This window comes from Pseudomonas sp. AC355 (genome assembly GCF_979258205.1).
Genome location: NZ_OZ409843.1, coordinates 1,568,293 through 1,591,300, shown reverse-complemented (window position 1 = coordinate 1,591,300; position 23,008 = coordinate 1,568,293). Strand labels below are relative to the sequence as shown.

16 protein-coding genes, 2 tRNA genes and 3 rRNA genes are annotated in these 23,008 nt (G+C 59.7%); 14 read left to right on the top strand and 7 right to left on the bottom strand.

Going from position 1 to position 23,008, the window contains the following annotated elements; translation table 11 throughout:
* Positions 1 to 507 precede the first annotated feature (507 nt).
* The 5 genes from ACZ0AI_RS07540 to rrf all read left to right on the top strand — a co-directional run bounded on the left by ACZ0AI_RS07540 (position 508) and on the right by rrf (position 5,701).
* Positions 508 to 2,044 (top strand): 16S ribosomal RNA (locus ACZ0AI_RS07540).
* Positions 2,045 to 2,110: 66 nt separating this feature from the next.
* Positions 2,111 to 2,187, top strand: a tRNA-Ile gene (locus ACZ0AI_RS07535).
* A 30-nt stretch (positions 2,188 to 2,217) separates the two neighbouring features.
* Positions 2,218 to 2,293, top strand: a tRNA-Ala gene (locus ACZ0AI_RS07530).
* Between the two features lie 259 nt (positions 2,294 to 2,552).
* Positions 2,553 to 5,445: ribosomal RNA gene (locus tag ACZ0AI_RS07525) — 23S ribosomal RNA — on the top strand.
* A gap of 140 nt (positions 5,446 to 5,585) precedes the next feature.
* Positions 5,586 to 5,701, top strand: a 5S ribosomal RNA gene (gene rrf / locus ACZ0AI_RS07520).
* Together the 16S, 23S and 5S rRNA genes with 2 tRNA genes alongside form the textbook arrangement of a ribosomal RNA operon.
* 518 nt (positions 5,702 to 6,219) lie before the next feature.
* Here the strand turns inward: rrf and ACZ0AI_RS07515 are convergent.
* The 5 genes from ACZ0AI_RS07515 to hpxX all read right to left on the bottom strand — a co-directional run bounded on the left by ACZ0AI_RS07515 (position 6,220) and on the right by hpxX (position 9,879).
* On the bottom strand, positions 6,220 to 6,960 hold the full coding sequence (locus tag ACZ0AI_RS07515; RefSeq protein WP_463565210.1) for a YciK family oxidoreductase: 741 nt from the start codon (positions 6,958 to 6,960) through the stop codon (positions 6,220 to 6,222).
* 128 nt (positions 6,961 to 7,088) lie between these two features.
* Positions 7,089 to 7,760 carry an N-acetylmuramic acid 6-phosphate phosphatase MupP gene (gene mupP / locus ACZ0AI_RS07510; RefSeq protein ID WP_463565209.1) on the bottom strand — a complete coding sequence of 224 codons (672 nt, stop codon included), beginning with the start codon at positions 7,758 to 7,760 and terminating at the stop codon, positions 7,089 to 7,091.
* A 151-nt stretch (positions 7,761 to 7,911) separates the two neighbouring features.
* Entirely contained in the window at positions 7,912 to 8,295 is a 384-nt protein-coding gene (gene hpxZ / locus ACZ0AI_RS07505) for an oxalurate catabolism protein HpxZ (RefSeq protein ID WP_463565208.1), read from the bottom strand.
* Between the two features lie 4 nt (positions 8,296 to 8,299).
* Positions 8,300 to 9,694, bottom strand: a complete 1,395-nt coding sequence (locus tag ACZ0AI_RS07500) for an AtzE family amidohydrolase (protein ID WP_463565207.1) — start codon at positions 9,692 to 9,694, stop codon at positions 8,300 to 8,302.
* The gene (hpxX, locus tag ACZ0AI_RS07495) at positions 9,691 to 9,879 is read right to left on the bottom strand and encodes an oxalurate catabolism protein HpxX (RefSeq protein WP_463565206.1); all 189 of its coding nucleotides are present in this window, start codon (positions 9,877 to 9,879) and stop codon (positions 9,691 to 9,693) included. The genes ACZ0AI_RS07500 and hpxX overlap by 4 nt, the downstream gene beginning before the upstream one ends.
* Before the next feature lie 131 nt (positions 9,880 to 10,010).
* On the opposite strand from hpxX, the gene ACZ0AI_RS07490 reads away from it, so the two are divergent.
* The 7 genes from ACZ0AI_RS07490 to hpxK all read left to right on the top strand — a co-directional run bounded on the left by ACZ0AI_RS07490 (position 10,011) and on the right by hpxK (position 16,492).
* Positions 10,011 to 10,850: a MurR/RpiR family transcriptional regulator gene (locus ACZ0AI_RS07490; RefSeq protein WP_463565205.1), complete on the top strand. Its 840-nt coding sequence runs from the start codon at positions 10,011 to 10,013 to the stop codon at positions 10,848 to 10,850.
* A 262-nt stretch (positions 10,851 to 11,112) separates the two neighbouring features.
* On the top strand, positions 11,113 to 11,907 hold the full coding sequence (locus tag ACZ0AI_RS07485; protein WP_442964017.1) for a transporter substrate-binding domain-containing protein: 795 nt from the start codon (positions 11,113 to 11,115) through the stop codon (positions 11,905 to 11,907).
* Positions 11,908 to 11,917: 10 nt separating this feature from the next.
* On the top strand, positions 11,918 to 12,583 hold the full coding sequence (locus ACZ0AI_RS07480; RefSeq protein ID WP_463565204.1) for an amino acid ABC transporter permease: 666 nt from the start codon (positions 11,918 to 11,920) through the stop codon (positions 12,581 to 12,583).
* Between the two features lie 62 nt (positions 12,584 to 12,645).
* Positions 12,646 to 13,239, top strand: coding sequence for an amino acid ABC transporter permease (locus ACZ0AI_RS07475; RefSeq protein WP_463566070.1), 594 nt, complete (start codon positions 12,646 to 12,648; stop codon positions 13,237 to 13,239).
* Positions 13,220 to 13,957 (top strand): amino acid ABC transporter ATP-binding protein, encoded by a 738-nt coding sequence (locus tag ACZ0AI_RS07470; protein ID WP_225832870.1) that lies wholly within the window; start codon positions 13,220 to 13,222, stop codon positions 13,955 to 13,957. The genes ACZ0AI_RS07475 and ACZ0AI_RS07470 overlap by 20 nt, the downstream gene beginning before the upstream one ends.
* A gap of 25 nt (positions 13,958 to 13,982) precedes the next feature.
* Positions 13,983 to 15,215 carry a pyridoxal-phosphate-dependent aminotransferase family protein gene (locus ACZ0AI_RS07465; RefSeq protein WP_463565203.1) on the top strand — a complete coding sequence of 411 codons (1,233 nt, stop codon included), beginning with the start codon at positions 13,983 to 13,985 and terminating at the stop codon, positions 15,213 to 15,215.
* A complete protein-coding gene (gene hpxK, locus ACZ0AI_RS07460) occupies positions 15,215 to 16,492 on the top strand; it encodes an allantoate amidohydrolase (protein ID WP_463565202.1) in 1,278 nt (425 codons plus the stop codon). Before ACZ0AI_RS07465 ends, hpxK begins: the two co-directional genes overlap by 1 nt.
* Positions 16,493 to 16,556: 64 nt before the next feature.
* Here hpxK and ubiG read toward each other — a convergent pair whose 3' ends face one another.
* Both ubiG and ACZ0AI_RS07450 read right to left on the bottom strand, forming a co-directional pair.
* Positions 16,557 to 17,255, bottom strand: a complete 699-nt coding sequence (gene ubiG / locus ACZ0AI_RS07455; RefSeq protein WP_463565201.1) for a bifunctional 2-polyprenyl-6-hydroxyphenol methylase/3-demethylubiquinol 3-O-methyltransferase UbiG — start codon at positions 17,253 to 17,255, stop codon at positions 16,557 to 16,559.
* Between the two features lie 115 nt (positions 17,256 to 17,370).
* The gene (locus ACZ0AI_RS07450) at positions 17,371 to 18,699 is read right to left on the bottom strand and encodes a TRZ/ATZ family hydrolase (RefSeq protein WP_463565200.1); all 1,329 of its coding nucleotides are present in this window, start codon (positions 18,697 to 18,699) and stop codon (positions 17,371 to 17,373) included.
* A gap of 134 nt (positions 18,700 to 18,833) precedes the next feature.
* On the opposite strand from ACZ0AI_RS07450, the gene ACZ0AI_RS07445 reads away from it, so the two are divergent.
* Together ACZ0AI_RS07445 and gyrA are read left to right on the top strand one after the other, a co-directional pair.
* A complete protein-coding gene (locus tag ACZ0AI_RS07445; RefSeq protein ID WP_463565199.1) occupies positions 18,834 to 19,904 on the top strand; it encodes a s-methyl-5-thioribose-1-phosphate isomerase in 1,071 nt (356 codons plus the stop codon).
* Positions 19,905 to 20,127: 223 nt separating this feature from the next.
* The gene (gyrA, locus tag ACZ0AI_RS07440; protein ID WP_463565198.1) at positions 20,128 to 22,947 is read left to right on the top strand and encodes a DNA gyrase subunit A; all 2,820 of its coding nucleotides are present in this window, start codon (positions 20,128 to 20,130) and stop codon (positions 22,945 to 22,947) included.
* Positions 22,948 to 23,008 lie beyond the last annotated feature (61 nt).

Sequence of the window (23,008 nt, the reverse complement as noted above, 5' to 3'; positions counted from 1 at the left end):
GCGCAGCCTGATCTGAAAACTCCTTGTTAATCAGGAAGTTAGAAGGGAATAAGGGTTGCACGGACGGCGAATTCGAGTAGAATGCGCCGGCATCGACAGGGTGGTTTGAGTGGCTCTGTTGATGGTTCGATCAGGTTTGATCGAAGGCGGTAAAGAGGGTGTTGACAGCGGTTTGTAACGCTGTAGAATGCGCCTCCCGCTGGAGAGAAGATGATCTGGTTGGGCGCTGCAAGGTGTTGAGAAGAAAGAAAAAGTTCTTCAAAAACAGCTTGACAGGAAATGAGGCTGCTGTAAGATGCGCGCCTCGGTTGAGACGAAAGACTTAACCAAACGTTCTTTAACAATTGAATCAAGCAATTCGTGTGGGTGCTTGTGAGCTAAGACTGAGGATCGCAAGATTATCAGCATCACAGGTAAACACTCGTAATAGAGAGTTTTTTCTTCTTAAATGAAGAGTCTGCGATTGCTGAGCCAAGTTTAGGGTTTTCTCAAAACCCATGCAGTATTGAACTGAAGAGTTTGATCATGGCTCAGATTGAACGCTGGCGGCAGGCCTAACACATGCAAGTCGAGCGGTTGACGGGAGCTTGCTCCCTGATTCAGCGGCGGACGGGTGAGTAATGCCTAGGAATCTGCCTATTAGTGGGGGACAACGTTTCGAAAGGAACGCTAATACCGCATACGTCCTACGGGAGAAAGCAGGGGACCTTCGGGCCTTGCGCTAATAGATGAGCCTAGGTCGGATTAGCTAGTTGGTGAGGTAAAGGCTCACCAAGGCGACGATCCGTAACTGGTCTGAGAGGATGATCAGTCACACTGGAACTGAGACACGGTCCAGACTCCTACGGGAGGCAGCAGTGGGGAATATTGGACAATGGGCGAAAGCCTGATCCAGCCATGCCGCGTGTGTGAAGAAGGTCTTCGGATTGTAAAGCACTTTAAGTTGGGAGGAAGGGCAGTAAATTAATACTTTGCTGTTTTGACGTTACCGACAGAATAAGCACCGGCTAACTCTGTGCCAGCAGCCGCGGTAATACAGAGGGTGCAAGCGTTAATCGGAATTACTGGGCGTAAAGCGCGCGTAGGTGGTTTGTTAAGTTGGATGTGAAAGCCCCGGGCTCAACCTGGGAACTGCATCCAAAACTGGCAAGCTAGAGTACGGTAGAGGGTGGTGGAATTTCCTGTGTAGCGGTGAAATGCGTAGATATAGGAAGGAACACCAGTGGCGAAGGCGACCACCTGGACTGATACTGACACTGAGGTGCGAAAGCGTGGGGAGCAAACAGGATTAGATACCCTGGTAGTCCACGCCGTAAACGATGTCAACTAGCCGTTGGGTTCCTTGAGGACTTAGTGGCGCAGCTAACGCATTAAGTTGACCGCCTGGGGAGTACGGCCGCAAGGTTAAAACTCAAATGAATTGACGGGGGCCCGCACAAGCGGTGGAGCATGTGGTTTAATTCGAAGCAACGCGAAGAACCTTACCAGGCCTTGACATGCTGAGAACTTTCCAGAGATGGATTGGTGCCTTCGGGAACTCAGACACAGGTGCTGCATGGCTGTCGTCAGCTCGTGTCGTGAGATGTTGGGTTAAGTCCCGTAACGAGCGCAACCCTTGTCCTTAGTTACCAGCACGTAATGGTGGGAACTCTAAGGAGACTGCCGGTGACAAACCGGAGGAAGGTGGGGATGACGTCAAGTCATCATGGCCCTTACGGCCTGGGCTACACACGTGCTACAATGGTCGGTACAAAGGGTTGCCAAGCCGCGAGGTGGAGCTAATCCCATAAAACCGATCGTAGTCCGGATCGCAGTCTGCAACTCGACTGCGTGAAGTCGGAATCGCTAGTAATCGTGAATCAGAATGTCACGGTGAATACGTTCCCGGGCCTTGTACACACCGCCCGTCACACCATGGGAGTGGGTTGCACCAGAAGTAGCTAGTCTAACCTTCGGGGGGACGGTTACCACGGTGTGATTCATGACTGGGGTGAAGTCGTAACAAGGTAGCCGTAGGGGAACCTGCGGCTGGATCACCTCCTTAATCGAAAGATCCCAGCTTATTCATAAGCACCCACACGAATTGCTTGATTCATTGCGAAAGACGATTGGGTCTGTAGCTCAGTTGGTTAGAGCGCACCCCTGATAAGGGTGAGGTCGGCAGTTCGAATCTGCCCAGACCCACCAATTGTTGAGGGTGCAGGCCTTGGAAGTATTGGGGCCATAGCTCAGCTGGGAGAGCGCCTGCCTTGCACGCAGGAGGTCAGCGGTTCGATCCCGCTTGGCTCCACCATTTACAGCCTTCGACGTTGATGTGAATAGAGTTCAGAAATGAGCATTCCTGTTTAGGCAGATGAGTGTTGATTTCTGGTCTTTGACCAGTCAGAAAAATCGTTCTTTAAAAATTTGGGTATGTGATAGAAGTGACTGATTAATTACTTTCACTGGTAATTAATTTGGTCAAGGTAAAATTTGCGTTGTTCTCAAGTGCAAATTTTCGGCGAATGTCGTCTTCACGTTATAGGCAGTAACCAGATTGCTTGGGGTTATATGGTCAAGTGAAGAAGCGCATACGGTGGATGCCTTGGCAGTCAGAGGCGATGAAAGACGTTGTAGCCTGCGATAAGCTCCGGGGAGTCGGCAAACAGACTTTGATCCGGAGATCTCTGAATGGGGGAACCCACCTAGCATAAGCTGGGTATCATGCACTGAATACATAGGTGCATGAGGCGAACCAGGGGAACTGAAACATCTAAGTACCCTGAGGAAAAGAAATCAACCGAGATTCCCTTAGTAGTGGCGAGCGAACGGGGACTAGCCCTTAAGTTGATTAGAGATTAGTGGAAGGTTCTGGAAAGTTCCGCCGTAGTGGGTGATAGCCCCGTACACGAAAATCTCTTTTCAATGAAATCGAGTAGGACGGAGCACGAGAAACTTTGTCTGAATATGGGGGAGCCATCCTCCAAGGCTAAATACTACTGACTGACCGATAGTGAACTAGTACCGTGAGGGAAAGGCGAAAAGAACCCCGGAGAGGGGAGTGAAATAGATCCTGAAACCGTATGCGTACAAGCAGTGGGAGCCTACTTTGTTGGGTGACTGCGTACCTTTTGTATAATGGGTCAGCGACTTATATTCAGTGGCGAGCTTAACCGAATAGGGGAGGCGTAGCGAAAGCGAGTCTTAATAGGGCGTTTAGTCGCTGGGTATAGACCCGAAACCGGGCGATCTATCCATGGGCAGGTTGAAGGTTGGGTAACACTAACTGGATGACCGAACCGACTACCGTTGAAAAGTTAGCGGATGACCTGTGGATCGGAGTGAAAGGCTAATCAAGCTCGGAGATAGCTGGTTCTCCTCGAAAGCTATTTAGGTAGCGCCTCGTGTATCACTGCTGGGGGTAGAGCACTGTTTCGGCTAGGGGGTCATCCCGACTTACCAAACCGATGCAAACTCCGAATACCAGCAAGTGTCAGCACGGGAGACACACGGCGGGTGCTAACGTCCGTCGTGAAAAGGGAAACAACCCAGACCGTCAGCTAAGGTCCCAAAGTTATGGTTAAGTGGGAAACGATGTGGGAAGGCTTAGACAGCTAGGAGGTTGGCTTAGAAGCAGCCACCCTTTAAAGAAAGCGTAATAGCTCACTAGTCGAGTCGGCCTGCGCGGAAGATGTAACGGGGCTCAAACCATACACCGAAGCTACGGGTTCATCTTAGGATGAGCGGTAGAGGAGCGTTCTGTAAGCCTGTGAAGGTGAGTTGAGAAGCTTGCTGGAGGTATCAGAAGTGCGAATGCTGACATGAGTAACGACAATGGGAGTGAAAAACTCCCACGCCGAAAGACCAAGGTTTCCTGCGCAACGTTAATCGACGCAGGGTGAGTCGGCCCCTAAGGCGAGGCAGAAATGCGTAGTCGATGGGAAACGGGTTAATATTCCCGTACTTCTAATTACTGCGATGGAGGGACGGAGAAGGCTAGGCCAGCACGGCGTTGGTTGTCCGTGTTTAAGGTGGTAGGCTGATTTCTTAGGTAAATCCGGGAGATCAAGGCCGAGAGCTGATGACGAGTTGTCCTTTAGGACGATGAAGTGGTTGATGCCATGCTTCCAGGAAAAGCTTCTAAGCTTCAGGTAATTAGGAACCGTACCCCAAACCGACACAGGTGGTTAGGTAGAGAATACCAAGGCGCTTGAGAGAACTCGGGTGAAGGAACTAGGCAAAATGGCACCGTAACTTCGGGAGAAGGTGCGCCGGTGAGTGTGAAGGGTTTACCCCGTAAGCACATGCCGGTCGAAGATACCAGGCCGCTGCGACTGTTTATTAAAAACACAGCACTCTGCAAACACGAAAGTGGACGTATAGGGTGTGACGCCTGCCCGGTGCCGGAAGGTTAATTGATGGGGTTAGCTAACGCGAAGCTCTTGATCGAAGCCCCGGTAAACGGCGGCCGTAACTATAACGGTCCTAAGGTAGCGAAATTCCTTGTCGGGTAAGTTCCGACCTGCACGAATGGCGTAACGATGGCGGCGCTGTCTCCACCCGAGACTCAGTGAAATTGAAATCGCTGTGAAGATGCAGTGTATCCGCGGCTAGACGGAAAGACCCCGTGAACCTTTACTATAGCTTTGCACTGGACTTTGAGCTTGCTTGTGTAGGATAGGTGGGAGGCTTTGAAGTGGGGACGCTAGTTCTCATGGAGCCAACCTTGAAATACCACCCTGGCAACCTTGAGGTTCTAACTCTGGTTCGGTTATCCGGATCGAGGACAGTGTATGGTGGGTAGTTTGACTGGGGCGGTCTCCTCCTAAAGAGTAACGGAGGAGTACGAAGGTGCGCTCAGACCGGTCGGAAATCGGTCGTAGAGTATAAAGGCAAAAGCGCGCTTGACTGCGAGACAGACACGTCGAGCAGGTACGAAAGTAGGTCTTAGTGATCCGGTGGTTCTGTATGGAAGGGCCATCGCTCAACGGATAAAAGGTACTCCGGGGATAACAGGCTGATACCGCCCAAGAGTTCATATCGACGGCGGTGTTTGGCACCTCGATGTCGGCTCATCACATCCTGGGGCTGAAGCCGGTCCCAAGGGTATGGCTGTTCGCCATTTAAAGTGGTACGCGAGCTGGGTTTAGAACGTCGTGAGACAGTTCGGTCCCTATCTGCCGTGGACGTTTGAGATTTGAGAGGGGCTGCTCCTAGTACGAGAGGACCGGAGTGGACGAACCTCTGGTGTTCCGGTTGTCACGCCAGTGGCATTGCCGGGTAGCTATGTTCGGGAAAGATAACCGCTGAAAGCATCTAAGCGGGAAACTTGCCTCAAGATGAGATCTCACTGGAACCTTGAGTTCCCTAAAGGGCCGTCGAAGACTACGACGTTGATAGGCTGGGTGTGTAAGCGTTGTGAGGCGTTGAGCTAACCAGTACTAATTGCCCGTGAGGCTTGACCATATAACACCCAAACAATTTGGCTGTTAGACGGTAGAAGTCGACAGTAATGCCGAAAATTTGTAAAAGAACACGCAATACCAACTGATATCACATACCCAATTCGGGGAAGCGACCTAAACATCGACTCCCCAACCGGATTGCTTGACGACCATAGAGCATTGGAACCACCTGATCCCATCCCGAACTCAGTAGTGAAACGATGCATCGCCGATGGTAGTGTGGGGTTTCCCCATGTGAGAGTAGGTCATCGTCAAGCTTCTACTAGAAACCCCAGATCTCGACAGAGGTCTGGGGTTTCGTCTTTGCGGCGAAGGAAAAAGACCGCTGCAGCAGGTCGAGCGTAGGAGTCGGCGAGCCACGGGCACGAGCTTCGCCGGCAAGCCGCCTCCTACAACGATCGATTGCACAGCGAGGCTTGAGCTTTAATGGGCATCCTGGGTGTTGCTGCGCTCGACCCAGGCTACGGAAGACGCAACCGTATGGCCTTGGCGTGGTGGTGGGCCCGTGGTGGAAGGATGGAGCGTCTTCCACCCTACGCATGTCCTGAAGTGCTTCTGTTGCCTGGGTTAGGAAAGCGTAACCTAGGCTGCAGATTTGGGGAGCAGGACTGTTCAAGCCCGTTCCCACAAGAGTCTCCCTGTAAACAAAGACCAGACGTAGCTGGGTTGAGCGCAGCGATATCGGGGGAGTAGGTATAACCCCTTCTACCTGAAGCGCCGTGTACCGCCTCGAAGGCTGCACACTGTGTTCTTGGAAGCACGGTTCGCTTTCGCGCTATTGCGCGTCGAAAGCCTGGCCATTGATGCCCTTGCTATCGGGGCCCATCAGGTACAGATAGACCGGCATGATGGCCTCGGGCAGCGGTTTGCTTTCCGGGTTCTCGCCCGGGTAAGCCTGAGCGCGCATGTCTGTGCGGGTACCGCCCGGATTGACGCTGTTGGCGCGAATCGCGGTTATGCCGTCGACCTCGTCAGCCATCACCTGCATCAGTCCTTCAGTGGCGAACTTGGATACAGCATAGGCGCCCCAGTACGCCCGACCCTTGCGGCCCACGCTGCTGGAGGTGAACACCACCGAGGCATCGGTAGACAGCTTGAGCAGCGGCAGCAGCGTGCTGGTCAGCATGAACATCGCGTTGACGTTGACCTGCATGACGCGCATGAAATTCTCGCCGGACAACTGCTCCAGCGGCGTACGCGGGCCGATGATCGAGGCGTTGTGCAGCAGGCCGTCGAGTTTGCCGAACTCCTTCTCGACCATGGCCGCCAGCTCGTCGTACTGATGCGGCAGGGCGCTTTCCAGATCGAATGGTATGACCACCGGCTTTGCATGGCCTGCCTGCTCGATGGCGTCGTAGGTGCGCGCCAGGTTGTCTTCGCTCTTGCCGAGCAGCAGTACGGTGGCGCCATGAGCCGCATAGGTACGCGCCGCCGCTGCGCCAATTCCACGTCCTGCTCCGGTGACCAAAATCACACGATCCTTGAGCAAGTCAGGGCGGGCGCTGTAATCGAACATGGCGGGAGTCCTTCAGATTTCTGGTTGTAAGTTGGCGGACAGAAGACTCGCCGACGGTGCGGCGGGCTCATCCTAAACAACGGCGGGTGATTGGCTGCTGATCGCGATCAATGGAACGCCTTGCGCTGTCAGCAGCTACACAATGCCTGATCGAGCACCTTGCGCAGTTCCAGTGGGTGGTCGACTACAACGTCTGCGCCCCAGTGACGCGGGTTGTCGTCAGGGTGGATATAGCCGTAGGTCACCGCTGCGGTCTTGGTGCCGGCGTCGCGGCCGGACTCGATGTCGCGCAGATCGTCGCCGACGAACAGCACGCTGGCCGGATCGAGCTTGAGGGTCGAGCAGGCGAGAATCATCGGCTCGGGATCCGGCTTGCTGCGGGTCACGTGATCAGGGCAGATGAGTATCGAGGAGCGTTCGGCTAGCCCGAGGCGCTGCATGATCGGCTCGGCGAAGCGCAGTGGCTTGTTGGTCACCACGCCCCAGATCAGCTTGGCGCGCTCGATATCTTCGAGCAGCGTCTCGATGCCGTCGTAGGGACGGGTAAACACAGCACAGTGATCCTGATAGCGCTCGAGAAACTCCAGGCGCAGCGCTTCGAAGCCGTCACTGGCAGGGGCGATGTCGAATGCATTGAGGATCATCGCCCGGGCGCCGCCCGAGACGTGATCGCGAATCAGCTTCTCATTCACCGGCGGCAGGCCGCGCTCGGCGCGCATGGTCTGGCAGATGGCGATGAAATCCGGCGCGCTGTCGAGCAGCGTGCCATCCATGTCGAAAAGAACCGCGCGCAAGCGCATCAGGCCTCCTTGGGGATTCGAGTCTAGCGTTGAGGTGTTGCCCGCGTGGCATGAGGCAACAGGCTAAAGCAGCATGTTGCCAGTTTCCGAAGCCTGATTGGGCTGCACAGTCACTCCCACTGTATGTCACTTTGTCGCAGCGTGCAGCCGCTCAGCTCATCAGGCTGACCTGCGCGGCCACGATGCGCCAGTTGCCGGCCAGCTTCACCCAGCTCTGCTGCTGGCGGCCGATCCTGTCGCTGCCTTCACGGGTGAACTCGGTGCTGCACACCGCGAAGCTGTCGCCGTAGGTGGTGATGACCGTGTTCCTCAGTTCGCGGTACAGCCCCGCCGCAGGCCGCGCAGAGCGAAACTCGCGGATTTCGCTGATGCCGTAGAGATTCTCGCCGGCGCCCAGGCGTACCGTGCGTTCGTCGTGCCAGAACAACTCGTCCAGCACCCCGATATCGTTGCCGACCAGGGCTTTTTCGTAGCGCTGGAAGGCATGGGTGACCTCCGCCAGAACGTCCGGCAGATCTATCTGTTCAGTATTCATCGAGTTACTCCTGGTTGGCAGGGGCGGCGTGGGCGATGCCCACACGCTCGAGCGCGCTGGCGGCACGCAGGCAAGCTTCTTCCTTGAACGGGGCGGCGATCAGTTGCACGCCGATCGGCAGGCCACCCGCTGTACGCAGCGGCACGCTGACCACCGGCAGGCCCAGGAAGGAGATCGGTTGAGCCAGCATGCCCATGCTCGCGCGGGTCGGCAGATCGGTACCGTTGATACGCATGGTTTCCTGACCGATGGGCGTCGCAGTGGTCGGTGTCGCCGGTGCGATCAACACATCGACGCCATCGAACAGCGGCAGTACCTGCTGCCGGAAATGGCGGCGGAAGCGTTGCGCCTGCACATACCAGGCAGCGGGGATCATCGCGCCGGCCAGCAGGCGCTCCCGTGACAGCGGCTCGAAGGACTCCGGCGAGCTGCGCAGCGCCGGCAGGTAGCTGTTGCCGCCTTCCGATGCGCTGATGATGAACGCCGCGGTGCGTGCCAGTTCGGCCTCTGCGAGGATGACTTCTTCGCTGGCATTGAGGGCCTTGGCTACTTGGGCCACGGCATCGCGAGCACTGTCGTCGCACCACTGCTGGAAGTAACCACCCAACACGCCGAAGCGCAGGCCGTCCAGATCGCGGTTCAGCAGCGCTGATACTGGCTGGCGATCCTGCGTGGCCTGAAAGCCGTCTTGCGGGTCATGGCCTTGCAGCACGTCGTAAACCTCGGCCAGATCGCGGCTGCTGCGTGCCAGCGGGCCGATGTGGTCGAGGCTGCCCACGAACGGGTGTGAGCCGCTGCGCGACAAGCGGCCGAAGGTGGGCTTCAGCCCGAATATCCCGCACAGCGAGGCCGGTACGCGGATGGAGCCGTTGGTGTCGCTGCCCAGTGAGAAATTCACCAGTCCGGCCGCGACGGCGGCTGCCGAGCCGCCGGAAGAACCTCCCGCGATGCGGGAGAGATCGTGGGGGTTGCGGGTTGCGCCGAAGTGGGTGTTTTCCGTGGTGAAGCCATAGGCGTAAGCATCCATGTTCAGCATGCCCGACAGCAGGCCGCCGCTGGCTGCCAACTGGCGTACCGCCCAGGCGTCGACAATTGCTGCTGGGCGACTCTGGAACAGGCGCGCTCCGGCCAGAGTCGGGAAGCCTGCCACGTCGAACAGGTTCTTCACCGCGTAGGGCACAGCCGCCAGGGCGGGCAGGGGCGAGCCCTGGCGACGCAGACGGTCGAGGGCGTCTGCTTCGTCTTTCATACGTTGCTGGGTGATTTGCGTCCAGGCGTTGATCGCCGGGTTGTGTCGTTCGATAGCCTGCAGGCTGTGTTCGGCAATTTCACGAGCGCTGAGCTCGCCAGACGCCAGGGCATTGCGCAGCTGGGCAATTGATAGGAGTGCTGGATTCATGCTTTGTAGACTCCCGCGACTTCCAGGCGGTCGTCGAGCGGGTAATCCATCAGCGGCTTGGCCATTGCCGCGATGCGGCTGAACTGGGTGAGCAATTCATGGCGGCGGGCGTCGTCCAATTCGAGGGTCAGAACCTGTTCCATCTGCGCGACGTACGCTGCCCAGTCGGGCGTGATCTGTGTCATGGTGATCTCCTCTCGGAGGCAGCGGCACAGCCTCCGGGCGCGGGTTGACGAGTTTCTGCGTTGCGACTTCAAGCAGGCGGGTGACTTCCTATATGATCGGCTGAATGAAACGAAAGTTACAAGGCGCCACCATGAATCAACTCGATGAACGTCTGCGCAGCCATTATTCGCAGCTCGCGCCCCAGGAGCAGCGAATCGCTGACTTCGTGCTCGACCATTACGACGATCTGGTCAGCTACAACAGCGCCGAGTTGGCTCGCCTTGCCGGCGTCTCCAAGGCGACCGTGAGCCGGCTGTTCAAGCGCCTGGGCTATGAAAAATACAAGGACATGCGCGAGGAACAGCGCACGCTGCGCCAAAGTGGCATGCCGGTCGCCGACAGCCGCGATGTGGTGCAGGGCAACACCTTGCTGGCCCGGCACTACAAGCAGGAGATGGCCAACCTTACCCAATGGGTGGGCGCTATCGATGCCGCGCAGTTCACCGAAGTGGTGCAGGCACTGGGTAGCAGCAGGCGGGTTTTCGTCATCGGCATGCGTAACGCCTTTCCGGTGGCGTTGCATCTGCGCCAGCAGCTGCTGCAAATCCGTAGTGGCGTTCAGTTGCTGCCCCAGCCTGGGCAGACGCTGTCTGAGGAACTGGTGGATCTGACCGCCGAGGATATGGTGGTGGTGCTGGCCTTCCGGCGCCGTCCGCGGATAATCCGCCCGCTGCTGCAGGCCCTGCAGTTGCAGCAGGTTCCGACGTTGGTCATCTGCGAGCCGCAGGCCCAGGGGATCATTGAGCTGGCCCGGTGGCAGCTGTGCACGCCGCTGGACAGCGTGTCGGCCTTCGACAGCTATGCGGGCGCCAACAGCCTGATCAACCTGCTGGTCAATGCCGTGCTGCATGAGCAACTGACCGAGGGGCGGCAGAGAATTCATCAGATTGCCGCACTTTATGGGCGACTTGATGAACTGGAACAGCGCTAGCGCCCTTTACTGGTGCGTTAAATCGATTCGGGCGCCGTTTTGGCGCCCTTTTTTGTGGCGCATCTCTGGCGAGGAAGGCATTCTGTTTGCTCGTTACTCGTCGACCTCACTACGGCTTATCTCCTCACAAAGCACGTCATGCGCGGCTTTATCTGCAGAAGTAGGGATGAGCGTAGAAAAAATCGACAGCCTGAAACGCCGTGGCACGTTGGTTGCAGAATCATGGATAACGAATCTTTCGTTTCATGGCTGACGTTAACGGGTGACGAAAATGAAGAAAGGATTGATCGCGATACTGGCTGCCGGTCTGCTGCTGACTCAGGCCACCACTGCGCTGGCGGATCAGCTGCAGGAGATCGAGAAGCGCGGTGTGATCCGCATTGCCGTGCCGCAGGATTTCCCACCCTTCGGTTCCGTGGGCACCGATCTGCAGCCCCAGGGCTATGACATCGACATGGCCAAGTATCTGGCCAAGGAAATGAAACTTAAGTTGCAACTGGTGCCCGTGACCAGCGCCAACCGTGTTCCGTATCTGCAGACCAACAAGGTCGATCTGGTTATCTCAAGCCTTGGCAAGAATGCCGAGCGCGAGCAGGTGATTGATTTCAGCGCTGCCTACGCGCCGTTCTTTCTCGGCGTCTTCGGCGCCAAGGACAAGGCCCTGCAGAACGCCGAGGAGCTCGCTGGCAAATCGATTGGCGTCACCCGTGGAGCCGTCGAAGACATGGTGCTGACCGAGGTGGCACCGAGTGGTGCACAGGTGAAGCGCTACGAAGACAACAACACCACCTTGTCCGCGTATCTCTCCGGGCAGGTCGAGTTCGTTGCCACCGGCAACCTGGTGGTTGCCGCCATCGAGCGTCAGAACGCCGATCGGGCGCCCGTCGCCAAATTCATGCTCAAGGATTCGCCTTGCTACATCGGCCTGCGCAAAGGCGAAGCCGCGCTGAAGGCCAAGGTCGACGCGCTGATCGAGCAGGCCAAGACCGATGGCACGCTCAACGGTCTGTCCGAAGAGTGGCTGAAGGCGCCGCTGCCGGCGAACCTGGGCGCATAAGGATTTCGCGATGATGGCGCAGCTGAATTTTTCTGCCCTGTGGCCCTACTGGCCGGAGTTGCTTTCCGGCCTCTGGGTGACCATCCAGCTCACGGTGATGGCGACCGTGGGCGGCGTGGCCCTGGGCATCCTGGGCGCTGCACTGCGCAGCGGCCGTCCGAGCATTCTCAGCCGCGTGTGGGGCGTCTATGTCGAGCTGATCCGCAACACGCCGTTCGTGGTGCAGCTGTTCTTCATTGTCTTCGGCTTGCCGGCCCTGGGTTTGAAACTGACGGCGGGCGAGGCTGCGCTGCTGGCCATGTTGATCAATCTGGGGGCTTACAGCACCGAGATCATCCGCGCCGGCATCCAAGTCACGCCCCGTGGGCAGTGGGAGGCGGGGCGCGTATTGGGGCTGAGTCGCACGCAAACCTTCGTTCAGGTGGTCTTGCCGCCGTCGCTCAAACGCATTTATCCGGCACTGGTCAGCCAGTGCATCATCGTCATGCTCGGCTCGTCCGTGGTTTCCCAGGTGTCCCATGAGGAGCTGACCTTCGCCGCCAACCTGATCCAGTCACGCACCTTCCTGAGCTTCGAGGTCTATCTGGTGACCACGTTGATGTACCTGGCGCTGTCCATCGCGATGCGTCAGCTGTTGCTTGCTGCCGGCCGCAAATGGTTTGGAGATCAGCCATGATGACCACCTTCACCGACTGGGACATCCTGCGCAATCTGCTCCTGGCCGCGCGCTGAACCGTTCTGCTGTCCCTCACTGCATTCATCGGCGGCACCCTGGTGGCAATTCCTCTGGTCATGGCGCGCTTGTCCAAGCGCGTTTGGCCGCACTGGCTGATTCGCGGCTACACCGAGCTGTTCCAGGGTACGCCGCTGCTGATGCAGCTGTTCCTGGCGTTCTTCGGCGTGGCACTGCTAGGCATCGACGTATCGCCCTGGACGGCTGCCTCGGTGGCGCTGACGCTCTATACCAGTGCATTTCTGGTGGATATCTGGCACGGCAGTATCCGTGCGCTGCCCAAGGGCCAATGGGAAGCCTGCCGCTGCCTGGGGCTGGATTTCGGTCAGACCCTGTTTCGCGTCATCCTGCCCCAGGCGCTGCGCATCGGTATCGCGCCGACTGTGGGCTTCGCCGTGCAGGTCGTGAAGGGCACGGCGCTCGCGTCGATCATCGGTTTCGTCGAGCTGACCAAGGCCGGCACCATTCTCAATAACGTCACCTACGAGCCTTTCAAGGTGTTCGGTCTGGTGGCGCTGGGCTACTTCCTCATGTGTTATCCGCTGTCGCGTTACAGCCAGTATCTGGAGAAGAAATTCAATGCCGCTCATCACCATTGATCAGGTACAGAAGTACTACGGCGACAACCACGTACTCAAAGGTGTCGATCTCGATATCGAGGTGGGTGAGGTGGTGTCGATCATAGGTCGCAGCGGCTCGGGGAAAAGCACCTTGCTGCGCTGCATCAATGGCCTCGAAGGCTATCAGGACGGCAGCATCAAGCTCGGCGGCATGACCGTCACCGACCGTGATTCCCAAGCGCGGGAGATCAGCCGTTCGGTCGGCATGGTGTTCCAGAACTTCAACCTGTTCCCGCACATGACCGCCCGTGAAAACGTCATGCTGGCGCCACGTCGGGTACTGAAGAAGAGCGATGCCCAGTGCCGCGAGCTGGCCGCGCAGATGCTGGAAAAGGTCGGCCTGGGTGATCGCATGGACTATTACCCGGCCAACCTCTCAGGCGGCCAGCAGCAGCGGGTCGCCATCGCCCGTGCGCTGGCCATGTCGCCCAAGGTGCTGCTGTGCGACGAGATCACTTCGGCCCTCGATCCCGAGCTGGTCGGCGAAGTGCTCAAGGTGCTGGAGCAACTGGCGAAGGAGGGCATGACGCTGATTCTGGTCACCCACGAAATGAACTTCGCCCAGGAAGTTGGCGACCGCGTGGTGTTCATGCACCAGGGGCGCGTGTGGGAGCAAGGCCCCAGCCGCGAGCTGTTCGCCAATCCGCAGAGCGCCGAACTCAAGCAATTCATTTCGTCCGTGCGTGGACTGAACTGAGCGTCTTTAGAACGAGAAATCCCAGATGAACACGACTTTCCTGCCAGTGAATCCGCCCCAGCGCCTGTTGATGGGGCCGGGCCCGATCAATGCTGATCCCCGTGTGCTGCGCGCCATGTCCAGCCAACTGATCGGCCAGTACGACCCGGCCATGACCCACTATATGAACGAGGTGATGGCGCTGTATCGCGGCGTCTTTCGTACCGCCAACGCTGCAACTCTGGTCATCGACGGTACCTCGCGAGCCGGCATCGAGGCCATTCTGGTCTCGGCGATTCGCCCTGGCGACAAGGTGCTGGTGCCGGTGTTCGGTCGCTTCGGCCACCTGCTCTGCGAAATCGCCCGGCGTTGCCGTGCCGACGTTCACACCATCGAGGTGCCTTGGGGTGAAGTGTTCACCCCACAGCAGCTCGAGGATGCCATTAAGCAGGTGAAACCACGGCTGCTGCTGACCGTGCAGGGCGATACGTCGACCACCATGTTGCAGCCACTGGCCGAGCTGGGCGACATCTGCCGGCGCCATGGCGTGCTGTTCTATACCGACGCTACCGCGTCGCTGGGCGGCAACCTGCTGGAAACCGATGCCTGGGGGCTGGATGCGGTGTCCGCCGGTCTGCAGAAGTGCCTTGGCGGGCCATCCGGCACCGCGCCGATCACCCTCAGTGCGCGCATGGTGGAGATGATTCGTCGCCGCGCCTGCGTGGAGGCCGGCATCCGTACCGCTGCCCATCAGGACGGCGACGACGAGATGATCTACTCCAACTATTTCGACCTCGGCATGATCCTCGATTACTGGGGCCCCGAGCGCCTCAACCATCACACCGAAGCCACCTCGGCGCTGTTCGGTGCCCGCGAGTGCGCACGGGTGATTGGCGAGGAAGGTCTGGACGTGGGGATCGCCCGTCACAAGCTGCATGGTGATGCTCTGCTCAAGGGCATCCAGGGCATGGGCCTGGAGACCTTCGGTAACCTCGAATACAAGATGAACAACGTCCTTGGCGTGGTGATTCCCGAGGCGGTCAATGGCGACCAGGTGCGCAAACTGATGCTCGAGGACTTCGGTATCGAGATCGGTACTTCGTTCGGGCCGCTGGCTGGCAAGGTCTGGCGCATCGGCACCATGGGCTACAACGCCCGCAAGGACTGCGTGATGCAGACCCTCAGCGCACTGGAGGCGGTACTCAACCGTCTCGGCCTGCGTACGACCCAGGGCGCTGCGATGCAGGCGGCCTGGGATCACTACCGCGAGCGCTGCTGATGAGCACCCTGGAAAAGCTGGCGGCAAGCAGCGCGGGTGCCCGGGTCATGGCACGTTGCGACGAGCTGGCGGCGATCAGCGAGTCTGCCGATTGCCTGACCCGTGTGTACCTGTCGACAGAACACCTGCGTGCCAACGCGTTGGTGGGCGAGTGGATGCAGGCAGCCGGCATGCGCGTCTGGCAGGACGCCGTTGGCAATATCTGCGGGCGCTACGAAGGTCAGAGTGCTGGCGCGCAGGCATTATTGCTCGGCTCGCACCTGGATACCGTGCGCAACGCCGGTCGCTACGACGGCATGCTCGGCGTGGTCGTCGCCATCGAGACCGTGCAGCACTTTCATGACCGCGGCATACGTCTGCCGCTGGCCATCGAGATCGCCGGTTTCGCCGACGAAGAGGGCACGCGCTTCGGTATCACTCTGCTGGGTAGCCGCGGCCTGACCGGCAGCTGGCCGCAAGACTGGGTCGATCAGGCAGATGCCAATGGTGTCAGTGTCGCCCAGGCAATGACCGCTGTTGGCCTGGATGCGGCGCAGATCCCCAGCGCAGCCCGCAAAGCAGATGACTTCGCCGCCTATCTAGAACTGCATATCGAGCAGGGCCCGTGCCTGGAACGCGAAGAGCTGGCGCTGGGCGTGGTGACGGCCATCAATGGTGCGCGCCGCCTGAATTGCCGCTTCGTCGGTATGGCCGGCCATGCCGGTACCGTGCCGATGAGTCATCGCAAGGACGCCCTGGCTGCTGCGGCGCAGTGGATGGTCTACATCGAGGCGCAGACCATGCAGCGTGACCCGCAGTTGGTGGCCACGGTGGGCAGCCTGCAGTGCCACCCTGGTGCGGTCAATGTGATTCCCGGTGAGGTCGCCCTGACCCTGGACGTGCGTGGCCCAGAGGATCAGGCATTGGCGGATTTGCTCGACGACCTGCTGAGCCAGGGTGAGGCGATTGCCCGGCAGCGCGGGCTGCAGTTCCATGCGAGCCAGTACTACGGCATACCGGCGACCCGTTGCGATTACGCCATGCAGGCTTCCCTGGCGCGGGTATTGACCGAGGTTCAGGGGCGCAGCCTGTCGCTGCCCAGTGGTGCAGGCCATGACGCGATCGCCATGGCCGAGCATTGGCCGGTCGGCATGCTGTTCGTACGTTGTGCGGGAGGTGTCAGCCATCATCCGGCTGAAGCCGTCGAGGTGGGCGATGTGGCCCTGGCGATTCAGGCGTGCGTGGATTGGGTTCAGGCGTTGGCGATAGAGCCGCCGCTGGCCAAGTCGGTCGAATGAGCGCAGGGCGTTGAGGTCAGCCAGCGTACGGCCCGAGTGGGCGTGCGCTGGCTGCCCGGCAGAATCAATCTGCCTTGCTGGTGTGCACCATGTAGTTGACGTCTACATCGTTGGCCAGCTTGTAGTGCTTGGTCAGCGGGTTGTAGGTCAGGCCGATGATGTCCTTGACCTGCAGGCCGGCGTCGCGGCTCCAGGCGCCCAGTTCCGATGGACGGATGAATTTCTTGAAGTCATGGGTGCCGCGCGGCAGCAGGCGCAGAATGTATTCGGCGCCAATCACCGCGAACAGGTAAGCCTTGGGGTTGCGGTTGATGGTGGAAAAGAACACCTGGCCGCCGGGCTTGACCAGTTTGTGGCAGGCGCGAATCACCGAGGACGGGTCGGGCACGTGCTCGAGCATCTCCAGGCAGGTGACCACGTCGAACTGGCCGGGCATCTCTTCGGCCATGGCTTCGGCGGTGATCTGCCGGTAATCGACTTCCACGCCTGATTCCAGCTGGTGCAAGCGGGCCACCGCCAGCGGCGCTTCGCCCATGTCGATGCCGGTCACCGTGGCGCCACGTTGCGCCATGGCCTCGCTGAGAATGCCGCCACCGCAGCCAACGTCGAGCACCTTCTTGCCTGCCAGGCCCGCACGTTCGTCGATCCAGTTGACGCGCAGTGGGTTGATCTCGTGCAAGGGCTTGAACTCGCTCTCCCGGTCCCACCAGCGATGGGCGAGGGCTTCGAATTTGGCGATTTCAGCTTGGTCGACGTTGCTCATGGTATTCCCTGAATAAAGCGAATGCGTATGACATGACGCGCAGTGCGTGCATGTTGCCAGCTTTGCTCGGCGCGCTGCTGGCCTCTGACGTGTGACAGTTTGCCGTAGTTTGTGATCAATGGGTCGGACGCCCGGCTATTTTCGCTCCCCACTGTCGCGTGGTCGCAATGATGCGTTCTTCGTCCAGGCGCGTCAGCCTGCGGTCTTCGAGCAGCGGCTTGCCGGCGACCCAGAGGTGCTCGACGCAGTCTCGGGAGGTGGCGTAGATCAACTGCGAAACGGGATCGTAGACCGGTTGCTGGGCCAGGCCGCGCAAGTCGAAGGCGACGATGTCGGCGGCCTTGCCAAGCTCCAGCGAACCGATCTCAGCATCCAGGCCCAGGGCGCGGGCGCCATTGAGGGTCGCCATGCGCAGTGCGCGGTGGGCGTCCAGGGCGCTGGCCGAGCCGGCTACCGCCTTGGCCAGCAGCGCGGCAGTGCGGGTTTCGCCGAGCAGATCGAGGTCATTGTTGCTGGCGGCACCGTCGGTACCGATGGCGACATTGACGCCGGCCTGCCAGAGCTTCTCGACCGGGCAGAAGCCGCTGGCCAGCTTGAGGTTGGATTCCGGGCAGTGGATCACGCTGCTGTTGGTGGCGACCAGCAGGGCGATATCGTCGTCATCGATCTGGGTCATGTGCACGGCCTGGAAGCGCGGGCCGAGCAGGCCGAGGCGGTTCAGGCGGGCCAGCGGGCGTTCACCATGCTGTTCGAGGCTCTGCTGCACTTCGAAGGCGGTTTCGTGCACGTGCATATGAATGCCGGCGTCCAGCTCTTCGGCGAGGATGCGCAGCTTTTCGAGGTTTGCGTCACTGACCGTATAGGGCGCGTGAGGGCCGAAGGCGACGCTCAGGCGCGAGTGGTGCTTCATTTCATCGAACAGTGTCACGCCCTTGCGCAGCGCCTCGTCGGCGTCACGGGCGCCGGGGATGGCGAAATCCAACACGGGAATGCTGATCTGTGCGCGCATGCCGCTGGCGTGCACCCGCTCGCAGGCCATCTCCGGAAAGAAGTACATATCGGCGAAACAGCTGATGCCACTTTTTATCTGCTCGGCAATCGCCAGTTCGGTGCCGTCCTGAACGAACTGCTCGTCGACCCACTTGGCTTCTGCCGGCCAGATGTGCTTTTCCAGCCAGGTCATCAGTGGCAGATCGTCGGCCAGGCCGCGAAACAGCGTCATCGCTGCATGGCCGTGGGCGTTGACCAGGCCCGGTGTCAGCAGGCGCCCGGGCAGCTCGCGGATTTCCGTGGCGCCGCGCCGCAAGGCCTCGGCACGTGGCGCGATCAGCGCGATCTTGCCGTCGCGAATGCCCAGGCCATGATCATGCAGTACCACGCCCGCAGGCTCGACCGGCACGAGCCAGGTGGGCAGCAGCAAAAGGTCGAGCGGGGCGTCGGCCATGGGTGGGTTCCGTCAGTGAAAACGCCGAGTCTATAGAGGAATGTCCCGGTCTTGAAGGTGCCCGGCGCTCTGCGCGGGTGCGGCTGGCCTCTGCTGCGGCGTATACTGGCCGGCTTTCGAGGATGGAGTGGGTAATGCGCGAGCGTTTGCTGGCTGCCGAGCAGGTCGTGGGCTTTGTCTGGCGCGAGGGTGCTCTGCATGTGCTCGATCAACGCCGCCTGCCTGGTGAACAGGTCTGGCATGCCTGCCATTCGGTCTCTGCGGTGGTCGAGATGTTGGCTGGTGGCGCGGTGCAGGGCGCTTCTGCCGTGGCCATTTGCAGTGCCTATGCCCTGGTGCTGGGCGCTCGCCAGCGCGCCGATGAAGGGGGCGACTGGCACGCCGGGCTGCAGGCCGATGTTCAGTGCCTGTCTGGCGCGGGTCTGAATGTCCTCGACGGCGAGCGTCTAGTGCAGCAGATGCACGATCGGCTGGCGCGCGCGCGGCCTGGTGCGGAGCCGCTGCAGGTGCTGGAAGACGAGGCCCACGGCATCCATCAGCGTGATCGCGAGGCCAGCCTGGTGATGGCGCAGCTGGGCGTGGAGCTTATTCGCGGCTTTCAGGGCAATTCCCAGAACCTGCTCAGCATTGGCTGCGCAGGGGCGATGAGCAGCGGTGGTTTTGGTACGGCGCTGGCGGTGATCCGTGGCGCTCAGCTCGAAGGTCTGCTGGAGCGCTGTTACCTGGGTGAAAGTCGGCCATTGTTGCAGGGCGCTCGGCTGGCGGCCTGGGAGCTGCGCGAAGAGGGCATCGCCGTAGTGCTCAGTGCGGATGCCGCGCTGGCCCATCTCATGAAAGAGCGCGGCATCACCTGGGCCATCGTCGGTTCCGAGCGGATTGCCGCCAACGGAGACGCCCTTGCGCTGATTGGCACCTATCAACTGGCGGTGGCTGCCATGCATCACGGCGTGCGGCTGATGGTGGTGGCACCCAGTGGCGTCATCGACCTGCAGGCCGAGAGCGGCGAAGAGTCTTTTCACGAGCTCGGCCATGCGCCGCTTGCCTATCCGCAGAGCGATCAGGTGGCTGGTGTGGACGAGGTTGAGCCGCGTTTCGACGTGACACCCGCCGATCTGGTGGATTTCCTGGTGACCGAGAAGGGCGTGATCGAGCGTCCGGACGCCGCCAAGATCGCCCAATTGATGTCTCGCAAGCGCCTGCACTGATCCCCTGGCTTCATGCGCCTTCAGGGATAGGTGCGAGGCATGCTTTGTGGTAAGCTCCGGCAGTTTTCAGGGGCACCGCCAGCGGTCGCCGTCACCGTTCGAATACATGGCATAACGTATTGATTTGCCGTGAGTCGTTGCTGGCCTGAGGCCATAGCAACGCGCTCTGCCCCAATCCATATGGAGGGGTGGAATTTCACCAGAAAAAGGAACCAGGCTACTCATGGGCGAACTGGCCAAAGAAATCCTCCCGGTCAACATCGAAGACGAACTGAAGCAGTCCTACCTCGACTACGCGATGAGCGTGATCGTCGGGCGTGCCTTGCCGGATGCACGCGATGGCTTGAAGCCCGTGCACCGTCGGGTGCTGTTCGCTATGAGCGAGCTGGGTAACGACTGGAACAAGGCGTACAAGAAATCCGCCCGTGTGGTCGGTGACGTGATCGGTAAATATCACCCGCACGGTGATACCGCCGTTTACGACACCATCGTCCGTATGGCTCAGCCATTCTCGCTGCGTTACCTGCTGGTCGATGGTCAGGGTAACTTCGGTTCCGTGGACGGCGACAACGCCGCGGCCATGCGATACACCGAAGTGCGCATGACCAAGCTGGCCCACGAGCTGCTGGCCGACCTGCACAAGGAAACCGTCGACTGGGTACCCAACTACGACGGTACCGAGCAGATCCCAGCGGTCATGCCGACCAAGATCCCCAACCTGCTGGTCAACGGTTCCAGCGGTATCGCCGTGGGCATGGCGACCAACATCCCGCCGCACAACCTGAGTGAAGTCATCGACGGCTGCCTGGCGCTGATCGACAACCCGGAGCTGACGGTCGATGACCTGATGCAGTACATCCCCGGCCCAGACTTCCCGACTGCGGCAATCATCAACGGTCGCGCTGGCATCATCGAGGCGTATCGTACTGGCCGTGGGCGCATCTATATCCGTGCGCGTGCCGAGATCGAAGATATCGACAAGGTTGGCGGTCGTCAGCAGATCGTCGTCACCGAACTGCCGTATCAGTTGAACAAAGCGCGCCTGATCGAGAAGATCGCCGAGCTGGTTAAAGAGAAGAAAATCGAAGGCATCACTGAGCTGCGCGACGAGTCCGACAAGGACGGTATGCGCGTGGTCATCGAGTTGCGCCGTGGCGAAGTGCCTGAGGTGATTCTCAATAATCTCTACGCCCAGACCCAGATGCAGAGCGTGTTCGGCATCAACGTGGTGGCACTGATCGACGGCCAGCCGAAGATCCTCAACCTCAAGGACATGCTTGACGCCTTCGTCCTGCACCGTCGTGAAGTGGTGACCAGGCGCACCGTGTTCGAGCTGCGTAAAGCGCGTGAGCGTGGCCATATCCTTGAAGGTCAGGCCGTCGCGCTGTCCAACATCGATCCGGTCATCGCCTTGATCAAGGCCTCGCCGACGCCTTCCGAAGCCAAGGAAGCACTGATCTCCACTGCGTGGGAGTCAACCGCCGTGGAAGCCATGGTCGAGCGCGCTGGCGCCGACTCCTGCCGCCCGGAGACCCTCGAGCCGCAGTTCGGTCTGCGCGACGGCAAGTATTACCTGTCGCCGGAACAGGCCCAGGCCATTCTAGACCTGCGCCTGCACCGCCTGACCGGCCTGGAGCACGAGAAGCTGCTGGCCGAATACCAGGAAATTCTCACCCAGATCGGCGAGCTGATCCGCATCCTCACCAGCGCTGTACGCCTGATGGAAGTGATTCGTGAGGAGCTGGAAGCGGTCAAGGCCGAGTTCGGCGACAAGCGCCGTACCGAGATCCTCGATTCGCGTCTAGATCTGACCCTCGGCGACATGATTCCCGAAGAAGAGCGTGTAGTGACCATTTCCCGTGGTGGCTATGCCAAGACCCAGCCACTGACCTCGTACCAGGCGCAGCGCCGCGGCGGCAAGGGCAAGTCGGCGACCGGCATCAAGGATGAGGACTACATCGCTCACCTGCTGGTTGCCAACAGCCACGCCACGCTGCTGCTGTTCTCCAGCAAGGGCAAGGTGTATTGGCTCAAGACTTACGAAATTCCCGAAGCGTCCCGTGCCGCTCGCGGTCGCCCACTGGTCAACCTGCTGCCGCTGGACGAAGGTGAGTACATCACCACCATGCTGCAGATCGACCTCGAAGCTCTGCAACAGCAGAGCGGTGGCGCCGATGACGAGCTGGATGACGGCGATGATGCGGTGATCGAAGGCGAAGTGGTCGAGGCCGAAGAAGTCGCTGAAGCGGCCGAGATAGAGGAAGTCGAAGGCGAGACCGCCGAGCTGGTGGCCGAGCCGACGGGTGCCTACATCTTTATGGCCACCGCTTTCGGTACTGTGAAGAAGACCCCGCTGGTGCAGTTCAGCCGCCCACGCTCCAACGGCCTGATTGCGCTGAAGCTGAAAGAAGGTGACACCCTGATCGCAGCCGCCATTACCGACGGTGCCAAGGAAGTCATGCTGTTCTCCAGTGCCGGCAAGGTGATCCGTTTCGCCGAAGGCGTGGTGCGTGTTATGGGCCGTGGCGCCCGTGGTATCCGCGGCATGCGTATCGGCAAGGATCAGAGCCTGATCTCCATGCTGATTCCCGAGTCGGGCGCACAGATCCTCACTGCCTCCGAGCGCGGTTTCGGCAAGCGCACCGCGCTGAGCAAGTTCCCGCGTCGCGGTCGTGGCGGCCAGGGTGTGATCGGTATGATCACCAAGGAGCGTAACGGCAAGCTGATCGGCGCCATCCAGGTGCAGGACGGCGAAGAAATCATGCTGATTTCCGACCAGGGCACTCTGGTGCGAACCCGCGTCGACGAAGTCTCCAGTTCCGGCCGTAACACCCAGGGTGTGACCCTGATAAAACTGGCCAAGGACGAGAAACTGGTTGGCCTGGAGCGTGTGCAGGAGCCGTCCGAAGAGGACATCGAAGAGGCGCTGGACGAAGAGGGCAATCCTATCGTCGTCGCCGAAATCGATGAAGCCGATGACGCCGTTGTTGGCGAAGAGCCGGCAGCAGAGGGCGACGAGCAAGGGGAAGAGCGCGACGCGTAAGCGCGCCGCTTTGCCTGCAGCACCACGGTGCTGCAGGCAGCATTTCGCCAGATAGATGTAG

Bases quoted from the DNA above. Each gene is read 5' to 3' on its own strand.
- ACZ0AI_RS07515 (WP_463565210.1), bottom strand. From the start codon at position 6,960: ATGTTCGATTACAGCGCCCGCCCTGACTTGCTCAAGGATCGTGTGATT.
- mupP (WP_463565209.1), bottom strand. From the start codon at position 7,760: ATGCGCTTGCGCGCGGTTCTTTTCGACATGGATGGCACGCTGCTCGAC.
- hpxZ (WP_463565208.1), bottom strand. From the start codon at position 8,295: ATGAATACTGAACAGATAGATCTGCCGGACGTTCTGGCGGAGGTCACC.
- ACZ0AI_RS07500 (WP_463565207.1), bottom strand. From the start codon at position 9,694: ATGAATCCAGCACTCCTATCAATTGCCCAGCTGCGCAATGCCCTGGCG.
- hpxX (WP_463565206.1), bottom strand. From the start codon at position 9,879: ATGACACAGATCACGCCCGACTGGGCAGCGTACGTCGCGCAGATGGAA.
- ACZ0AI_RS07490 (WP_463565205.1), top strand. From the start codon at position 10,011: ATGAATCAACTCGATGAACGTCTGCGCAGCCATTATTCGCAGCTCGCG.
- ACZ0AI_RS07480 (WP_463565204.1), top strand. From the start codon at position 11,918: ATGATGGCGCAGCTGAATTTTTCTGCCCTGTGGCCCTACTGGCCGGAG.
- ACZ0AI_RS07470 (WP_225832870.1), top strand. From the start codon at position 13,220: ATGCCGCTCATCACCATTGATCAGGTACAGAAGTACTACGGCGACAAC.
- ACZ0AI_RS07465 (WP_463565203.1), top strand. From the start codon at position 13,983: ATGAACACGACTTTCCTGCCAGTGAATCCGCCCCAGCGCCTGTTGATG.
- hpxK (WP_463565202.1), top strand. From the start codon at position 15,215: ATGAGCACCCTGGAAAAGCTGGCGGCAAGCAGCGCGGGTGCCCGGGTC.
- ubiG (WP_463565201.1), bottom strand. From the start codon at position 17,255: ATGAGCAACGTCGACCAAGCTGAAATCGCCAAATTCGAAGCCCTCGCC.
- ACZ0AI_RS07450 (WP_463565200.1), bottom strand. From the start codon at position 18,699: ATGGCCGACGCCCCGCTCGACCTTTTGCTGCTGCCCACCTGGCTCGTG.
- ACZ0AI_RS07445 (WP_463565199.1), top strand. From the start codon at position 18,834: ATGCGCGAGCGTTTGCTGGCTGCCGAGCAGGTCGTGGGCTTTGTCTGG.
- gyrA (WP_463565198.1), top strand. From the start codon at position 20,128: ATGGGCGAACTGGCCAAAGAAATCCTCCCGGTCAACATCGAAGACGAA.